Annotated in this window: 18 protein-coding genes and 7 tRNA genes; 10 read left to right on the top strand and 15 right to left on the bottom strand. The window is 70.7% G+C overall.

Translation table 11 applies throughout. The features are described from left to right. The first annotated feature begins 32 nt into the window (after positions 1–32). Entirely contained in the window at positions 33–1688 is a 1656-nt protein-coding gene (locus OF819_RS24545; protein ID WP_416370618.1) for a hypothetical protein, read from the top strand. Positions 1689–1732: 44 nt separating this feature from the next. On the opposite strand, the gene OF819_RS24540 is transcribed toward OF819_RS24545, so the two are convergent. The 4 genes from OF819_RS24540 to OF819_RS24525 form a co-directional block, all read right to left on the bottom strand. Then, a complete protein-coding gene (locus OF819_RS24540; RefSeq protein WP_267245800.1) occupies positions 1733–2290 on the bottom strand; it encodes an HIT family protein in 558 nt (185 codons plus the stop codon). Between the two features lie 70 nt (positions 2291–2360). After that, positions 2361–4337: a threonine--tRNA ligase gene (thrS, locus tag OF819_RS24535; RefSeq protein WP_267245799.1), complete on the bottom strand. Its 1977-nt coding sequence runs from the start codon at positions 4335–4337 to the stop codon at positions 2361–2363. Between the two features lie 148 nt (positions 4338–4485). After that, positions 4486–5766, bottom strand: coding sequence for a hypothetical protein (locus OF819_RS24530; protein WP_267245798.1), 1281 nt, complete (start codon positions 5764–5766; stop codon positions 4486–4488). After that, positions 5766–6332, bottom strand: a complete 567-nt coding sequence (locus OF819_RS24525) for a DUF4365 domain-containing protein (protein WP_267245797.1) — start codon at positions 6330–6332, stop codon at positions 5766–5768. Before OF819_RS24525 ends, OF819_RS24530 begins: the two co-directional genes overlap by 1 nt. Before the next feature lie 192 nt (positions 6333–6524). Between OF819_RS24525 and OF819_RS24520 the strand changes: the two genes are divergently transcribed. Next, complete coding sequence (locus OF819_RS24520) at positions 6525–7253, top strand: 3'-5' exonuclease (RefSeq protein WP_267245796.1); 729 nt, start codon at positions 6525–6527, stop codon at positions 7251–7253. A 120-nt stretch (positions 7254–7373) separates the two neighbouring features. On the opposite strand, the gene OF819_RS24515 is transcribed toward OF819_RS24520, so the two are convergent. From OF819_RS24515 to OF819_RS24500, 4 genes are all read right to left on the bottom strand, one after another. Then, a tRNA-Val gene (locus OF819_RS24515) sits at positions 7374–7445 on the bottom strand. 39 nt (positions 7446–7484) lie between these two features. Next, positions 7485–7937: an SRPBCC family protein gene (locus tag OF819_RS24510; protein WP_267245795.1), complete on the bottom strand. Its 453-nt coding sequence runs from the start codon at positions 7935–7937 to the stop codon at positions 7485–7487. 186 nt (positions 7938–8123) lie between these two features. Next, a tRNA-Val gene (locus OF819_RS24505) sits at positions 8124–8195 on the bottom strand. Between the two features lie 57 nt (positions 8196–8252). Further along, entirely contained in the window at positions 8253–8774 is a 522-nt protein-coding gene (locus OF819_RS24500; RefSeq protein ID WP_267245794.1) for a TIGR02611 family protein, read from the bottom strand. A gap of 190 nt (positions 8775–8964) precedes the next feature. Here OF819_RS24500 and OF819_RS24495 point away from each other — a divergent pair, with 190 nt between their 5' ends. Both OF819_RS24495 and OF819_RS24490 read left to right on the top strand, forming a co-directional pair. Then, positions 8965–9378 carry an SsgA family sporulation/cell division regulator gene (locus OF819_RS24495; protein ID WP_003959770.1) on the top strand — a complete coding sequence of 138 codons (414 nt, stop codon included), beginning with the start codon at positions 8965–8967 and terminating at the stop codon, positions 9376–9378. 221 nt (positions 9379–9599) lie between these two features. Continuing rightward, positions 9600–10157 (top strand): CGNR zinc finger domain-containing protein, encoded by a 558-nt coding sequence (locus OF819_RS24490; protein ID WP_267245793.1) that lies wholly within the window; start codon positions 9600–9602, stop codon positions 10155–10157. A 36-nt stretch (positions 10158–10193) separates the two neighbouring features. Here the strand turns inward: OF819_RS24490 and OF819_RS24485 are convergent, their stop codons facing one another. Both OF819_RS24485 and OF819_RS24480 read right to left on the bottom strand, forming a co-directional pair. After that, positions 10194–10355, bottom strand: coding sequence for a hypothetical protein (locus OF819_RS24485; RefSeq protein WP_267245792.1), 162 nt, complete (start codon positions 10353–10355; stop codon positions 10194–10196). A 141-nt stretch (positions 10356–10496) separates the two neighbouring features. Next, positions 10497–10982: a hypothetical protein gene (locus OF819_RS24480; RefSeq protein ID WP_267245791.1), complete on the bottom strand. Its 486-nt coding sequence runs from the start codon at positions 10980–10982 to the stop codon at positions 10497–10499. A gap of 162 nt (positions 10983–11144) precedes the next feature. Between OF819_RS24480 and OF819_RS24475 the strand changes: the two genes are divergently transcribed. Next, positions 11145–11666: a DsbA family protein gene (locus OF819_RS24475; RefSeq protein ID WP_267245790.1), complete on the top strand. Its 522-nt coding sequence runs from the start codon at positions 11145–11147 to the stop codon at positions 11664–11666. A 6-nt stretch (positions 11667–11672) separates the two neighbouring features. On the opposite strand, the gene OF819_RS24470 is transcribed toward OF819_RS24475, so the two are convergent. From OF819_RS24470 to OF819_RS24460, 3 genes are all read right to left on the bottom strand, one after another. Beyond that, a complete protein-coding gene (locus OF819_RS24470) occupies positions 11673–12512 on the bottom strand; it encodes a GNAT family N-acetyltransferase (protein WP_267245789.1) in 840 nt (279 codons plus the stop codon). Positions 12513–12608: 96 nt separating this feature from the next. Beyond that, positions 12609–13439 (bottom strand): aminotransferase class IV, encoded by an 831-nt coding sequence (locus tag OF819_RS24465; protein ID WP_267245788.1) that lies wholly within the window; start codon positions 13437–13439, stop codon positions 12609–12611. After that, the gene (locus OF819_RS24460; protein WP_267245787.1) at positions 13436–14485 is read right to left on the bottom strand and encodes a chorismate-binding protein; all 1050 of its coding nucleotides are present in this window, start codon (positions 14483–14485) and stop codon (positions 13436–13438) included. The genes OF819_RS24465 and OF819_RS24460 overlap by 4 nt, the downstream gene beginning before the upstream one ends. A 156-nt stretch (positions 14486–14641) precedes the next feature. Here OF819_RS24460 and OF819_RS24455 point away from each other — a divergent pair. The 5 genes from OF819_RS24455 to OF819_RS24435 all read left to right on the top strand — a co-directional run bounded on the left by OF819_RS24455 (position 14642) and on the right by OF819_RS24435 (position 15096). After that, positions 14642–14714: transfer RNA gene (locus tag OF819_RS24455), tRNA-Gly, on the top strand. Between the two features lie 36 nt (positions 14715–14750). Continuing rightward, a tRNA-Cys gene (locus OF819_RS24450) sits at positions 14751–14824 on the top strand. A 1-nt stretch (position 14825) separates the two neighbouring features. After that, positions 14826–14897: transfer RNA gene (locus OF819_RS24445), tRNA-Val, on the top strand. A 21-nt stretch (positions 14898–14918) separates the two neighbouring features. Further along, positions 14919–14990: transfer RNA gene (locus tag OF819_RS24440), tRNA-Val, on the top strand. Between the two features lie 34 nt (positions 14991–15024). Next, positions 15025–15096: transfer RNA gene (locus tag OF819_RS24435), tRNA-Val, on the top strand. A 70-nt stretch (positions 15097–15166) separates the two neighbouring features. Here the strand turns inward: OF819_RS24435 and OF819_RS24430 are convergent. Further along, positions 15167–15460 carry a zf-TFIIB domain-containing protein gene (locus tag OF819_RS24430; RefSeq protein WP_267245786.1) on the bottom strand — a complete coding sequence of 98 codons (294 nt, stop codon included), beginning with the start codon at positions 15458–15460 and terminating at the stop codon, positions 15167–15169. A gap of 68 nt (positions 15461–15528) precedes the next feature. Continuing rightward, a partial coding sequence (locus tag OF819_RS24425) for a phosphotransferase family protein (protein ID WP_267245785.1) occupies positions 15529–15989 on the bottom strand: 461 nt, incomplete at its 5' end.

The following is a 15989-nucleotide window of genomic DNA, read 5'->3' as shown; positions in this document are numbered from 1 at the left end:
GCATACGGCGACGCGGGGCGATGGGGGCGGATGTGGCGGACGACGGATTCGATTTCACTCCCGGGGCACAGATCCCGCTCATCGGCTCGGCCGGACAGACCGCCGCCACCCACGCCCTCGCCTCCGCCGCCTATCGCGACAGCCCCGCCGAGGACATCCTCAAAGCCAACAGCGAATGGCATAAATCAGAGGTCAAGAAGGGCAAGTTCTCGCTCTTTGAACCCAACCTCGGAGAAGCCTTCTCCCGCGCCGTCCAGACGCGCATGCTCGGCGGCGGACGCGGCGCGCTCATCCAGTCCTTCGGCATCGAACCCCAGGTCGTCGTCGAACACGCCCTCGCCGCCAGCCGCATCCGCAAGGAACGCGACGCCAAACTGACCGCCATCACGGTCATCTGCGGGCTGCTCTTCCTGCCCGGACTGCTGCTGTGGGCGGCGGTCTTCCAGCTCCGCCGCACCCTGGCCGGCGCCCAGAACAAGAACGCGGGGCTGCTCGGCGCCCTCCTGCTCATCGGCATCGGCGTCGTGGGGTTGGTCTTCTTCATCCGGCTGCCCTTCACCGGCTTCCTCGGCTATTACCTCCGCGCCATGGTCATCGCCCCGGTCATCGGCTGGTTCCTCGCCAAACGGATCTGCGAGGCCACCGCCAAAGACCTGCGCGACCGCTGGGAGGGCCTGCTCTCCGGCGGAGGCATCGGCGCGAAGGTCCCCGAAGCCGTCCCCGGCAACCCCGGCGAGACCGCCGCCGAGCAACTGCGCCAGGGCCTGTCCAAGCTCAGCGCCGAGCAGCAGTCCAACGTCGTCTTCTACGCCGGCCCCAAGGGCATACTCGGCATGGGCACCCGCTGGGGAAGCTGGCAGCTCGCCGAAGAGCTCATCTCCAAGGAACCCGGCAAGGACATCAACCAGTTCCGCAGCTGGGACGTCATACGGGCCATCCACGACCGGCTCAAGCTGCTCCAGCGCGGCCCCCTGCACTCCGGCGGCTTCCCCACGCCGTCCGTCAAGCACTGGATCGTCGCCCCCGTCGGCGAGAACGCTGGCGCCGTCTCCCGCCCCGAAGGCCAGGAAGTCGACGCCTTCCAGATCCGCAGCCACGAAATACAGCGCATCTGCAACGAGCAGCAGTTCGGCAGCGGAAACCGCCACTACCTGGGCGTGCAGTTCACCCTCTGGGACGGCCAGCTCGTACTCACCATGATGATCAACGTCACCGTGCTGCACGAGACCCTGCGCGTCGAGGTCACCGGCCACGCCCTCGGCCCCGTGCACTCTCTCTTCACCAGCAAGCCGGAGCCGAAGACCAAGACCGTGAGCAAGACGATCCGCTTCTGGGAGACCCGCAGCATCGCCCTGCCGCTGGTCGAGACCCGGGAAGTCGTACGGCTCATGGTGCGCGCACCGCTGACCTGGTACCCCCCGCTGCTGGAGTTCCTCGGCGGCAAACTCGTCCTGCCCGAACCCTTCGGGCTGCGCCACGCCTGGGCCGAGAAGCCCTGGCGGCACCGCTTCATGGCCGACGACGCGATGCGCGCGGCCACCCCGGTGCTGCGCGTGGCCCACGCCGCCGCCCTGAAGGTGCTTGAGGAGAACGGCGTGGACACGGAGCGCTTCGGCAACCGCTCGATGGCCGTCAGCGGGGCGGTCCAGGACGCCGCCCCGAAGAAGGCGGACGTCTACGACGCATAGCCGGAGGCGTCACCGGGCTCATCGCCGGGCATGTCGCCCGCGCGCTAGGCGGGCCACGCCTCCGCGAGCATGGTGCGGGTGTCGGCGAGCAGCTGCGGCAGCACCTTGGTGTGGCCGACCACGGGCATAAAATTGGTGTCTCCGCCCCAGCGGGGAACGATGTGCTGATGCAGATGCGCGGCGATGCCCGCGCCCGCGGCCACGCCTTGGTTCATGCCGATGTTGAAACCGTGCGCACCGGAGGCGGCACGCAGAGTGTGCATGGCCTGCTTGGTGAACGCCGCCAGCTCGACGGTCTCGGCATCGGTCAGATCCGTGTAGTCGGCCACATGCCGGAACGGCACGACCATGAGATGGCCGCCGTTGTACGGGTAGAGGTTCAGCACGGCGTAGACGCTCTCGCCGCGGGCGATGATCAGCCCGTCCTCATCCGACTTGGCCGGAAGAGAGCAGAAGGGGCAGCCGTCGTCGGCCCCCGGCCCGCTCGGCTTGTTCTCCCCCAGGATGTAGGCCATCCGGTGGGGCGTCCACAGGCGCTGAAAGGCGTCCGGCGTCCCCACCCCGATCTGCTGCTCCGGCTCAGTCGTCATACCGGCCAGCATATTCGCCCGTGGGAGGGTGGAAAGCGCCGAGGGGCGGTCCGGGAAGGACCGCCCCTCGGCATGTACAAGATCACACCTGGACGCGACGCTCCACGACGTCCGCCAGCTTGGCCAGCGCCTCATCGCGCGGGATCCCGTTCTCCTGTGATCCGTCTCGGTAGCGGAAGGAGACCGTGCCCGCCGCCATGTCATCGTCCCCAACGATGATCATGAACGGCACCTTGAGTTTCTGATTGGTCCTGATCTTCTTCTGCATACGGTCGGAGGAGGCGTCCACCTCGACCCGCAGGCCCTTCCGCTTCGCCTCGGCGGCGAACTCCTCCAGGTACGGCACATGCGCGTCGCCGACCGGAATGCCGACCGCCTGCACCGGGGCCAGCCACGGCGGCATCGCGCCCGCGTAGTGCTCCAGCAGCACGGCGAAGAACCGCTCGATGCTTCCGAACAGGGCCCGGTGGATCATGACCGGACGCTGCTTGGAGCCATCAGGCGCGGTGTACTCAAGGTCGAAGCGTTCGGGCAGGTTGAAGTCGAGCTGAATGGTCGACATCTGCCAGGTCCGGCCGATCGCGTCCTTGGCCTGGACGGAGATCTTCGGACCGTAGAACGCAGCGCCGCCCGGGTCCGGGGTGAGCGGCAGGCCCTGCTTCTCCGCAGCCTTGCGCAGCACCTCGGTCGCCTCTTCCCAGACCTCGTCCGAGCCGACGTACTTCGTCTCGTCCTTGGTGGAGAGCTCCAGATAGAAGTCGGTGAGGCCGTAGTCGCGGAGCAGGTTGAGGACGAAGGTGAGGAGCGAGTCGAGCTCCTCGGCCATCTGCTCCTTGGTGCAGTAGATGTGCGCGTCGTCCTGAGTGAAGCCCCGGGCGCGGGTCAGACCGTGCACCACACCCGACTTCTCGTACCGGTACACCGTCCCGAACTCAAACAACCTCAAAGGCAGCTCACGGTACGAGCGGCCCCGCGCATCGAAGATCAGATTGTGCATCGGGCAGTTCATGGGCTTGAGGTAGTAGTCCACGCCCTCGTCGAGCTGCATGGGCGGGTACATGCCCTCGGCGTACCAGTCCAGATGGCCCGAGGTCTCGAAGAGCTTCCCCTTGGTCGCATGCGGGGTGTAGACGAACTCGTACCCGGCCTCCTCGTGACGACGCCGCGAGTAGTCCTCCATCACCCGGCGGATGATGCCGCCGCGCGGGTGGAAGACCGCGAGGCCGGAGCCGATCTGCTCCGGGATGGAGAAGAGGTCCAACTCAGCGCCCAGGCGGCGGTGGTCGCGCTTCTCGGCCTCCGCGAGGAATTCGAGGTGGGCCTTCAGCTCGTCCTTGGACGGCCAGGCGGTGCCGTAGATGCGCTGAAGCATGGGGTTCTTCTCGCTGCCGCGCCAGTACGCGGCGGCGTTCCGCATCAGCTTGAACGCCGGGATGTTCCGGGTGGTCGGCAGGTGCGGGCCCCGGCAGAGATCTCGCCAGCACAGCTCGCCGGTCTTGGCGTCCAGGTTGTCGTAGATGGTCAGCTCGCCCGCGCCGACCTCCACATCCGCGCCGTCCTCGCTGGAGGCGGAGCCCTTGAGGCCGATCAGCTCCAGCTTGTACGGCTCGTCCGCGAGCTCTTCGCGGGCCGCCTCGTCGGTGACCACGCGGCGCGAGAAGCGCTGGCCCCGCTTCTGGATCTCCTGCATCTTCTTCTCGATGGCCTTGAGATCCTCGGGGGTGAACGGCTTCTCGACGTCGAAGTCGTAGTAGAAGCCGTCCTTGACCGGCGGGCCGATGCCGAGCTTGGCCTCCGGGAAGAGCTCCTGCACGGCCTGGGCCATCACATGCGCGGTGGAGTGGCGCAGGATGTCGAGGCCGTCCGGAGAGGAGATCTCGACCGGCTCGACCTCCTCGCCGTCCTTGATCTCGTACGCCAGGTCCTTCAGCTCGCCCGCGACACGTGCGGCGATGATCGTGCGCTCGCCGGAGAAGAGGTCGGCGGCCGTAGTGCCCGTCGTCACCACGCGCTCTTCCCGCTCGGAATCGCGTTGGATGATCACACGGACGTCTGACACCGGTCTCTCCTGACTGAAGGGGAAGCGCCGCGCTGGCTCGCGTGCGCACGTCGAATCGTACCGAGCCGGGCCGACCGCGCGCGAAACGGTTTGCCGCCCCTCCCGTCACACGCCCCTCACGTCACGCAGCCTTCCCGACACACGGCGCTCAATCGCCGGAGCCGCAGGCGTCCTCGAAGAAGTCCAGGTTCTCGTAGAGCGATTTCATCAGGCGGTCCCGCTCAGCCTCGTCGACCTGGACGGGCACCACATGGGAGGCGTCGCTGAGCCTGCGGAAGCCGCCGCGGCTCTCCAGCCGGCCGACGACGCGGATCGGCAGTCCGACCAGATGAGCGTGGCCCGCGGTGCGGTACGCGTCCTCGTCCAGGGCCACGCGGACGTGCGGCACCTCGGCCCCAGCGAGCACCCGCAGCCGTACGGTGCCCTCGCCGCGCGGCCCGGAGCGGCGCATGCGGACGACCGCGCCGGTGATGCGGACGGGCACTGAGGGCTCGTCCTTGAGGTAGCGCGCGCCGGCCTCGCGGAGGGCCGGGAGGTCACCGGGTGAGAACTCGACGGGCTCGCCCCGGGGCGCGCAGCCCTGTGGCACTCCGGCGGCGGGCGACCACTCGACCGCGATCCGCGCCCCTTCCGATCCGCGGACCAGAGCGATGACGGCCTCGGTGAGCTCCCGGCTGACGCCCGCCTGCACCGCGGTGTCGAAGGCTTCCATGCCGCCGGTCGCGCGCTGGTAGTCGATGGCTTCCCGGGCGGCCTGGAGGGCGTGGTAGAGGCGTACGGCGATGGGGCGGCAGGTGTCGACGGGGGCGAACGCGGTGAGCGTGCGGCCGCCGGCGGCGGGGGCGACGAGGACGCCTTCCAGGGACGCCTGGGCCTGCCTGCGGTGGCGCGCGCCGTAGTAGCCGGCACGGCCGCGGACGGCGAGGGCGGCGGCGAGCAGCGTCTGGCGGGCGGCGGTGCGCAGTTGTTCCTGCACGGTCCAGGCGGCGGCTCCGGAGGGCCCCTGGGGTACGTCGCGGTGCCAGCGGATCTCGTCGGCGGCGAGGGTGAGGCCGAGGAGGACCTCGCGGGCGGAGGGGGCTGAGCTGCGTTCAAGGGCGGTGAGGGCTTCGCCGATGAGGTCGTCGCAGTCGGGGAAGGAGCGGCTGTCGGGGACGAGGAGGCTGGTGCCGACCGTGGCGGAGCCGCCGGGTGGGGTCCAGCGGGCGTACCGTCCGGGGGCGCCGCCCCGGCGTCGCCAGCCGTGGCGGGCGAGGAGTGCGCTGAGGACCGCGGGGTCGATCCGGGCGGGGTCTGGAGGCGCGGTGTCTGGGCGCGCCGGGTCGGGGCGCGCGGCCGTCGGATGCCAGCCGGCGGCGGGCGGTTCGCCTGTGGGGCGGGGATGCTCACGTGGGCTGTGTGGGATGTGTGGGGTGTGTGGACCGTGCATCAGGGTCTCCCTCCCGCCCCGACCCGGGTCATGATCTCGCAGAGCGCCCGGTCGTCGAAGATCCGCGAAGTCGGTATCCGCACATTGGTTCTGCGCCGGCCGGTCACGGGGTGGCCGGCCAGATTGGTCCAGTAGCAGCAGTGGCGCAGATCGAGCCGGTCATGACTGGCCCGCAGCCACTCGTCGCGGGTGCGCGGCACGAGCATCACGACGAGGATCTTGTGCACGGAGACCGGGGTGCGGGCCAGCTTCACCAGATGGTCGTTGTCGAGGGTGAAGGAGAACGCCGGGGCCGGTGGGTGCGGGGGGATCTGGTAAGTGCATTTGAGCTGCACCTTGATGGTGACCTCGTCGTCGACGGCATGGCCTGCCGAGCTGTGGCTGACATGCCAGTCGATGCCGTTGTCCGGGAACGGCTGGGAGAGCGAGCATCCGGCCGCCGCCGCGACGGCGTGCAGATAGCCCACCTGGAGGGTCTCCATACAGGCGGTGGTGGCGAGTGCGCCGCGCAGCGGTGCGGTCCGCTGGGGCAGCAGCCCGCCCGATTCAGGCTGCGCGAGCGCCATGGCTCCGTGTGCCTTCCCGGCAGTGCTGTGCCGATCGATTCCCCGTGACGGAACATCAACATTTCTGCCCGTCATCTGTGTTGTGACCCGACAGTCCTCTGCGCAAACGGCGTACGGGGCAAACAGCCCGGGTATCACCGTTTCGGGCAGGCGGACGACGCCATCTGCCCGGCACGTGCGAGGAGTTCGGGGATGACGCGCTGGTATGACGGCCCCCTGGCCGCATTTGACACGGAGACGACGGGTGTGGACGTCGAGGAGGACCGCATCGTCTCGGCAGCGCTGGTCGTGCAGGACCTGGCGGGCGGGCGGCCGCGGATCACGCGGTGGCTGGTCGATCCGGGTGTGCCGGTGCCGGCGGAGGCGACCGAGGTGCACGGTCTGACGGAGGAGCATCTGCACCGCCATGGCCGGTGGCCGGCCCCGGTGATGGAGGAGATAGCGCGTGCGCTGGCCGAACAGTGCGCGGCGGCGCGGCCGCTGGTGGTGATGAACGCCCCCTTCGATCTGACGCTGCTGGACCGGGAGCTGCGCAGGCACCGGGCGTCGTCGCTGTGCCGCTATCTGGAGAATGTGCCGTTGTGCGTGCTCGATCCCCGGGTGCTGGACAAGCATCTGGACCGCTATCGCAAGGGGCGGCGCACGCTCGCGGACCTCTGCGCGCAGTACGGGGTGGAGTTGGCGGGTGCGCATGACGCGGCGGCGGATGCCACGGCGGCGCTGGAGGTCGTGCGGGCGGTGGGGCGGCGGTTCACCTCGCGGCTGGAGCGGTTGTCGCCCGCGGAGCTGCATACGCTGCAGGCGGTGTGGCATGCGGCGCAGGCGCGCGGTCTGCAGGCGTGGTTCGCGCGCAGCGGGATGCCGGAGGAGTCGGTGGATCCGGCGTGGCCGCTGCGGCCTGAACTGCCCGCCGCCGCTTGAGCCGTACGAGCCGGATCAGCCGCAGGACCGCGTGCGCGGCGGGGCCGCGTGCGGCTGACCGCGGCTGAGTGTGTCAGACGCGTCAGGCCGGTCCGTCAGTGACGGACCGGCCTGCTGCTGTGGGCGATACTGGGTTCGAACCAGTGACCTCTTCGGTGTGAACGAAGCGCTCTCCCGCTGAGCTAATCGCCCGGGAACGCACTGAACCATACAGGCTGCCGAGGCGTTCGTTCAAACTCCGCCCCTGCTGAGGAGGGCGGTGAGGCCGCGTCTGCCGCTGCGCATCATGACGGCGTGGTTGGCGCGGAAGAGCGGCCGGCAGGGCAGTGCGAGCACCCGCATAAGGGGTCTGCGGACATCGACCTCCTGCTCGTACACGGCCCGGGCGCCCGAGCCGTGCGCGGTGACCGTCCAGCGCGCCCAGCCTTCCAGGTCGCCGTGCAGGGCGATCTCCAGGACGCGGGCGTGCGGGTCCTGTCGGGTGGCGCGTGCGGTGACGCGCAGGTCGTACGGGAGGAATGAGCGGAAGCGCGCGCTGCCGCCGTCGTCGCCGCGGGCGGTGACGGAGCGGACCTGGGGCCACCAGCGCGGGTATTCCCCGGCGCGCTCCAGTACGGCGTAGACGGTGTCGGGCGGCGCGGGCAGCTGCCAGACGGTGCGGAAGCGGAAGTGGCTGAAGCGCATGGGGAAAGTGTGCGCCGGGCTCAGTTGCCGCACTCCGGGCGCAGCTGCCGAGCATGCCGTGCGAGGGGTCCGGCCCGCCGCCGCCCGTGCCTGTCAGGCGCGCTGCGGCGGCCGGACTGCCGCGGCGGGGCGGGGACGCCGAAGGCCCTGGGGACGGGTGTCTCCAGGGCCTTCGGTCCGGGCAAGTGGGCGATACTGGGTTCGAACCAGTGACCTCTTCGGTGTGAACGAAGCGCTCTCCCGCTGAGCTAATCGCCCGGGCGCACCGCAAACATTACCCCATGTCAGCGGGTGCTTCTGACCACTTTTCGGTGACTAGTCGATGGCCCATGGCATGACGATGCCGAACTTCCACACGTAGATCGCGAGCAGCCCGCCGGCGAGGATCAGCCCCACGGTGGTGAGGATGATGTTCCGCCGCCGGACCCTGGGGTCCAGGGCGTGCTGGGCGGCTTCGGTGACCTTGCGCTTGGTCCAGCGCAGCACGATCTGGGCCCAGACGAACTCGGTGGCCCAGATCGCCATGCCTGCGAAGATCACCAGCCAGCCGGGGCCGGGGAGCACCAGCATCGCGGCGCCGGCCCCCACGACGGCGAGACCGACGACGAACACGCCGACCTGCCAGCTCAGGTGGAGGGTCCTGGAGCGCTGGATGAACTCCGGCGCCCGCGAGCCGAGCCGCGGCTCCTCCTCGGCCGGGGCACTCGCCGCCTCGGCGATTCCCCTGGGAGCGGCCTTGTCCCGACCGGCCTCGGCCGAGGCCGTCACATCCCCCGTCGCGGGCTGTGAGGCCGTCGCCGCGACGCCCTTCCCCCGCTCGTCACTCTCCGCGCTCATAGAGCCAAACCTACCGGATCGATCGACTTCACTGGAATGGCCGTATAGCACAAAGCAGTCCAGGCCCGTATGAGCGACTTGAAGAAACACAAAACGGTCAGAGGGGTTTACAACGGCACCGTAGGTGGCATGTCGATTTCGCCGACGTGCGAATCCCCGAGCGCACACTGAGCGAAAGGCCCTGGCGCTTATGAACACCACGGTCAGCTGCGAGCTGCACCTGCGCCTCGTAGTTTCGAGCGAGTCTTCACTGCCTGTACCCGCGGGCCTGCGGTATGACACGGCCGACCCCTATGCCGTGCATGCCACCTTCCACACCGGAGCCGAGGAGACGGTCGAGTGGGTGTTCGCCCGCGACCTTCTCGCCGAGGGGCTGCACCGGCCCACCGGCACCGGCGACGTCCGGGTCTGGCCGTCCCGCAGTCACGGCCAAGGCGTCGTCTGCATCGCGCTCAGCTCTCCGGAGGGCGAGGCGCTGCTGGAGGCCCCGGCGCGGGCCCTGGAGTCGTTTCTGAAGCGGACGGACGCGGCCGTGCCGCCCGGCACCGAGCATCGCCATTTCGATCTCGACACGGAGCTGTCGCACATCCTGGCCGAGAGCTGAGCCAGGCCGAGCGCCGCACGGCGCCGTCTTACTCGGGGAGACGGCGCCGCGCACCAAGACCACGCATCAGGACTGACGCGCAGAGTCATATACGCCGGACGCCGACGCCGTCACCGCCCGTATTCCCGCCGCGGTGACGGCGTCGGCGCACTGTTTGGGCGAACCGCTAGAGTCAGCGCAATTCGACGGGCGCCCGCCCGAAGCCGGCCAGGGAGCGAATCGTGCTGATCCCCCACGACACCCGTATCGCCCTCGACGCTGTCGTCGATCTGGTGAACACCGAACCTGCGGACGACCGGGACGAGGCGCTGCCGGACGTCGCGGCGCTGTACGCGTACGCGGAGCGGCACACCATGAGCGGTGTGGGAACGCTCGGGCCGAAGGATCTGCATGCCGTGCACGCCGTGCGGAGCCAGTTCTCGGAGATCTTCGCCGCCCCGGACAGCCGGACCGCGGCCGGGCTGATCAACAAGCTGGTGGCGGCCGCGGGCACCACCCCGCAGCTGACCGATCACGACGACTACGACTGGCATGTGCACTACTTCGCGCCGGGCGCGTCGATCGCCGACCATCTCGCCGCCGACTGCGGGATGGCGCTGGCCTTCATCGTCGTCGCGGGCGAGCAGGAGCGGCTGCGCCGCTGCGAGGCGCCCGACTGCGGCCGCGCCTTCGTGGATCTGTCACGCAACCGCTCGCGCCGCTACTGCGACAGCCGCACCTGCGGCAACCGGCTGCATGTCGCCGCGTACCGGGCGCGCCGCCGGGAGGCGGCGCGCTGAGCCCTGACGCCTGCGCCTGGCGGCTCCGGGGTGCGTTCACAACAGGAAGAGATCGTGGACCGCGGCCATGAGCAGCAGAAAGCCGATCACTCCGAGGAAGATCATCAGCGGCGGCTGGGAGAGCGCGAACAGACAGCCTCGCGGCTGCTCGTCCGGCTCGGTCGGTGCGGGGGACTCGCCCCGGGTGGTCTCGAGCATCTCGGGGCCGATGATGACGCAGCACACAGCCCGGTGATCACGTAACCCGCCCTGGAGGATGGTGAGTTCACCACTTCCCGCCCAGTGGATCCCAAACTGTGAGATCTTGATCGGTTCACCGCGGGCGGGGGCACAGGCGCATCAGATGCCGTGCTTCTTCAGGATCGCCTCGATGTCGCTGAAGTCGTCTCCATCGTCGGCTGCCCTGGACTTCGCAGGCTTCGCAGACTTCGCGGGCTTTGTGCCCTTCGCGGGCTTCCGCTGTCCGCCGGCCGCGGGACTGCCCGCCCCAAGGGACGGCTTCGAGGCCCCCGACTCCACGGCCGGGCTCTCCTTGCGCGCCCCGAGCGAGCGCCGCTCGACGGCCCGCGTGGTCATGAACAACAGCCAGGCCCCGCCGAGCAGGCCGAAGCCGACCCACGCCGTCGGGCTGAAGGCGGTGTCGACCGCCCACTCCACCGCGCCGGTCAGCACCAGCCCGAGGGGCACCAGCGAATACGCGGTGATCCGGGCCGCGGCGAGGAAGCGTTTGCGGTAGGCCGTGATCGCGGCGATGCCCAGGCCCGCCGCGGACACCGCGGAACAAATGGTCTCGGCAAGCATCCGGTCCTCCAGGCTCGGCGGCATGAGCGGGTACGTCCCCTTCCATCCTGCACCGTGCGGCCGTCTGGGGGCCATGCCCCCGAGGCGACCTCAGGGAGATCTCCGGGGCGGCCTCCTCCGCAGGTCCCGGTCCCGTCCGGCGGTCCCGGCCGCGGCCGCCGGGCGACGGCCTGGGAGACTGACCCCATGAACGACTCCACTGCCGCGCAGCCCGCCCCCCGCCCGGTCCTCGAGGTCTGGTGCGAGCTCCAGTGCCCCGACTGCCGGACCGCTCTGGCCGATCTGCACGCCCTGCGCGCCCGCTACGGCGACCGGCTGGAGCTGCGGCTGCGGCACTTCCCCCTGGAGAAGCACGCGCACGCCTTCGCCGCGGCCCAGGCCGCCGAGGAGGCCGCCGTGCAGGGGCGGGGCTGGCCGTACGCGGAGGCGGTGCTGGAGCGGATCGCGGAGCTCGACGCCGACGGCGAGCGGTTCCTGGTGCGCCTGGCTCGTGAAATGGGTCTGGACGCCGAGGAGTTCGACACGGCGCTGATCGACGGCCGGCACACTCTGGCCGTGGACGCCGACCAGGCGGAGGGCAAGGCCATCGGGGTCACCGGCACGCCGACCTATGTGATCGACGGCCGGCGACTGGACGGCGGCAAGAGCCAGGACGGGCTGCGGGAGCGCATCGAGGAGATCGCCGACCGGCTGCTCGCCGCGGCCTGACCGACCTCAGAGGAGCGGCTTGGCGGCATTGACGGCAGTGACCCGGTAGCCGAGCGACTCGTACAGCCGGACGGCCGGGGTGTTGCCGGCGAACACATGGAGCCCGATCAGGCTCAGGCCCGCGTCCCGCGCGATGTGCTCGGCCAGCAGCATCAGGGAACGGCCATGCCCCTGCCCGCGGTGTGCCGCGGCGACTTCGACGTCGTACACATATGCGCCCGGCTCCCCCGGCCGTACCTCGGCCCGTCCGACGAACAGCGTGCCCAGGCGCTCGTCTCCGCGGCTCAGCACGCGCAGCCAGATCCCGGGTGTGGCCAGGCCCTGCGGAAGGGCTCTGTCGTGGTCGGCCGCCGACTTGGCGCCGGCCTCCCGGAGGGTGAGGCCGCGGTCGGCCCAGCTCTGCGCATAGCCCGCGACGGCCGCCTGCCGCCACGGCCCGAACTCCGCCTCGCGCATGGGGCGGGCGACCGTCCCCGGCGGCAGCGGCGGCGGGTCGGCCGGCACCTGCTTGATCATGTTGCGGCTGCGTTCGACATAGCCGAGGGCCGTGCTCAGCCGGAGCGCGGCGGTCGCCTCGGGCGGCATGGAGACGATCACCTGACGGCAGCCCCAGGCGCGCAGCACCTCTTCGGCGGCGAGGGCGGCGACCGTGCCGCGGCCGCGCCGCCGGTCGGCCTCGTCGATGGCCAGGGAGCGGATGGTTCCGGCAGTGGGGCCCAGGGAGTGGTGGGTGGCGAGTTCGACGGCGCCGACGGGGCGGCCGTTGACACAGACCTCGTAGGTCCGCGAGCGGCCGCCCGCCGCCTGGTGCTGAATCGGCCCGGTCGGCCGCAGGGTGGTGGTCATCAGGGGAGTTCTACCGGCCCTGCGGCGGGTACGTCACCACGTTTGCGCGAACGCGCCTGTGAGGTCAGGACGGCGGCCAGCGCGCCAGGGCCGCGGTCAGCGCGCCAGGGGGTCCCAGTCCGCGGCCGCGCGCTCCTCGAAGATCCGCATGGCCTTGGCGGTCACCGGCCCCGGCCCGTCGCCGAGGGGACGCCCGTCGATGCCGACGACGGCCTGGACGTCGCGCAGGGTGGAGGTCAGGAAGATCTCCTCGGCGCGGTCCAGCACGTCGAAGGGCAGCTCCGTCTCCTTGGCTCCGGTCCACTCCACGGTCAGGGCGCGGGTGATGCCGGCGAGGCAGCCGCTGGCGACGGGCGGGGTGTGCAGCTCGCCGTCGAGGACGACGAAGACATTGGAGCCGGTGCCCTCGCAGAGCTGCCCGACCGTGTTGGCGAACAGCGCCTCGGAGGCGCCGTGCTCCAGCGCCCTGGCGAGGGCGACGACGTTCTCCGCGTACGAGGTGGTCTTCAGTCCGGCCAGGGCGCCGCGTTCGTTGCGGGTCCAGGGCACGGTGATCACGGAGGTGGTGTCGGGTCTGCGCGGGGTCTCGCCGAGGGCGACGACGAGCGTGGGGCCGGCGGCGCCGCGGTCGGAGCCGAGCGGGGAGGTGCCGCCGGTATAGGTGATGCGCAGCCGCCCCAGCTCCATCGGGTTGGCTTCCAGCACGGCGGCGCAGGCGCTGCGCACCGTGTCGGCGTCGGGCTCCGGCAGCCCGAGGCCGCGGGCCGAGCGGGCCAGCCGGTCGAGGTGGCGGGTGAGCGCGAAGGGCCGGCCGCGGACGGCCTTGACCGTCTCGAAGATGCCGTCGCCCACGGTCAGCCCGTGGTCGAGTACGGAGATCAGCGCGTCGTCCGCGTCCCTGAGCCCGCCATTGACCCACAGCTTCATCCGGCCGTCCTTCCGATCGCCTCGTACGCTCCCGACGCTACCGCGAGCAGCCGGGCCGCCTTCAGTTCGGTCTCCTGCCACTCCCTCTCGGGGTCGGAGCCCCAGGTGATGCCGGCGCCGGTGCCGAAGCGCAGCATGCCCTGCGGGCGGTCGATCCAGAAGGTCCTTATGCCGACGGCGAGCTCCGCGCGGCCACGGTCGGCGTCCACCCAGCCGATTCCGCCGCAGTACGGGCCGCGGGGCGCGGTCTCCAGGGCTTCGATGATCCGCAGTGCGCTGGACTTGGGCGCGCCGGTCACGGAGCCGGGCGGGAAGGTGGCGGCGAGCAGCTCGCGCCAGCCGGCGGCCGGGGCCAGCTCGCCGCGCACGGTGGAGACCAGATGCACCAGTCCGGGGTGCGGCTCCACGGCGCACAGGTCGGGGACGGTGACGGTGCCGGTGGCGCAGACCCGGCCCAGGTCGTTGCGGACCAGGTCGACGATCATCACGTTCTCGGCGTGGTCCTTGTCGAGCAGGTCCTCCGCGGTGCGGCCGGTGCCCTTGATGGGGCCGGACTCGACGGTGCGGCCGGTGCGGCGCAGATACAGCTCGGGCGAGGCGGTGGCGATCTCGACGCCGTGGGCGGGCAGCCGGATCGTTCCGGCGTACGGCGCGGGGTTGCCGCGGGCCAGCAGGGCGGTCAGCGCGTCGACGTCCGCGCCCGCGGGGTCCGGCAGGGGCGCGGACAGCACCCGGCAGAGGTTGGCCTGATACACCTCCCCCGCCGCGATGTGCTCGCGGATACGGCACACTCCGGCCGTGTACGCGGCGCGGTCGAGCGATGACGCCCAGTCGTCGGGGCCGGGGCCGCACCAGCGCCCCGGGATGGGCTCCGGCACCGGTTCGAAGCGTACGTCTCCGAAGCGGGCGCAGGTCAGACGGCCTTCGAAGTCTGCGGCGACGGCCCAGAAGCCGGTGGAGTCAAGGGCTTCCGGGTCACTGGTGACATCGCGCAGATCCGAGGCGACGATGCGGCCGAAGCGGGCCAGAGGGGCGAGGTCGTACACGTCTGCGAGTGTAGGGCGGCCCGGGAAAAGGGGCGGATCAGCCGCTTCGGCTCGCACACACCTCAGCACGCTGCGAAAACGCGTTTTTGTGCTGGCCCAGGAATCCGCTAGAGTTCAACACGTCGCCGGGACGCGCGAGCGGGCCGGAAACGACAGGCGGACGTGGCTCAGTTGGTAGAGCATCACCTTGCCAAGGTGAGGGTCGCGAGTTCGAATCTCGTCGTCCGCTCGAAGTGGGGGATCCTTCCCGGGCCCCTGCGCTCCAGGTGGAGTGGCCGAGAGGCGAGGCAACGGCCTGCAAAGCCGTCTACACGGGTTCAAATCCCGTCTCCACCTCCAAGGACGATTAGCTCAGCGGGAGAGCGCTTCCCTGACACGGAAGAGGTCACTGGTTCAATCCCAGTATCGTCCACTGGACCTGCACAGGTCCCCCGCGCGATTAGCTCAGCGGGAGAGCGCTTCCCTGACACGGAAGAGGTCACTGGTTCAATCCCAGTATCGCGCACGCAGTGCCCGCGGCCGGTTGGCCGCGGTCCCGAGGACGATTAGCTCAGCGGGAGAGCGCTTCCCTGACACGGAAGAGGTCACTGGTTCAATCCCAGTATCGTCCACCGCCCGGAACCCCGGCCGCATGCAGCGGCCGGGGTTCTCGCGTAACGGGCCCTGGAGGGGCTGAGGGGCTCAGGAGGAGAAGAGCATCCGGCCGAAGCCCTTCTTGCGGTAGTGCCCGTGGTGGCCGTGGTGACCGCCGTGGTGCGGGGCGCCCCAGGCGGGAGCCGGGGCCGCGGGCGCCGGATAGCCCTGCGGGGCCGGCGGCGGGGGCGGGGCCTGCTGCTGCCACTGCGCCTCCAGGCGGGTCAGCGACTCCAGCTCCCCGTAGTCGAGGAAGATGCCGCGGCACCCGCTGCACTGCTCGATCTGGACGCCGCTGCGGTTGTACGTGTGCATGGGTGCATGGCACTTGGGACACTGCATGCTCTGCTCAGCTCCTCGCCGGTCGGTCGACGTCGCCGGGACTCCTGCCCCGTGACGAGGAGTTCAGCCTACGGGGCGGATGCGCACCCCAACTCGGGCGGGAGGGCGGCGATCCGCGCACAGGCGTCGAGCATGAGCTGTTCCACCTCGTCCGGTTCGCGGCGCTCGGCGGCCGCTTTGGCCAGGGCGAGGGCGGCCGTCTGAACGGTCAGCGCACGGGCCGGCACATCCAGCCGGGGCCAGGGGTCCGCCCCCGTCCCGGCGGGCACGGCGGGCCCCCGCGCGGTCTGGTACGCGCCGAGGAACCGCTGCCAGATGTGCGGGGGCAGCAGCCCTGCCGCGTACCAGGCCGCGGGACGGGCGAGGTCCCAGGCGGGGTCGCCGAGGCCCAGATCGTCGACGTCGATCAGCAGCCAGGGGCCGTCCCCGGCTCCTGCGGACGCGGGGTGGCGCACCAGCTGGCCCAGATGCAGATCCCCGTGGCAGAGGGCGCCGCCGCGGGGCGCGGGCGTCTCGCCGCGGGCCCACG

The sequence above is a fragment of the Streptomyces sp. PR69 genome, from assembly GCF_026420845.1.
Taxonomy (GTDB): Bacteria; Actinomycetota; Actinomycetes; order Streptomycetales; family Streptomycetaceae; genus Streptomyces.
The sequence above is the reverse complement of the archived record's forward strand: the minus strand, read 5'-3'. Positions and strand labels throughout refer to the sequence as shown.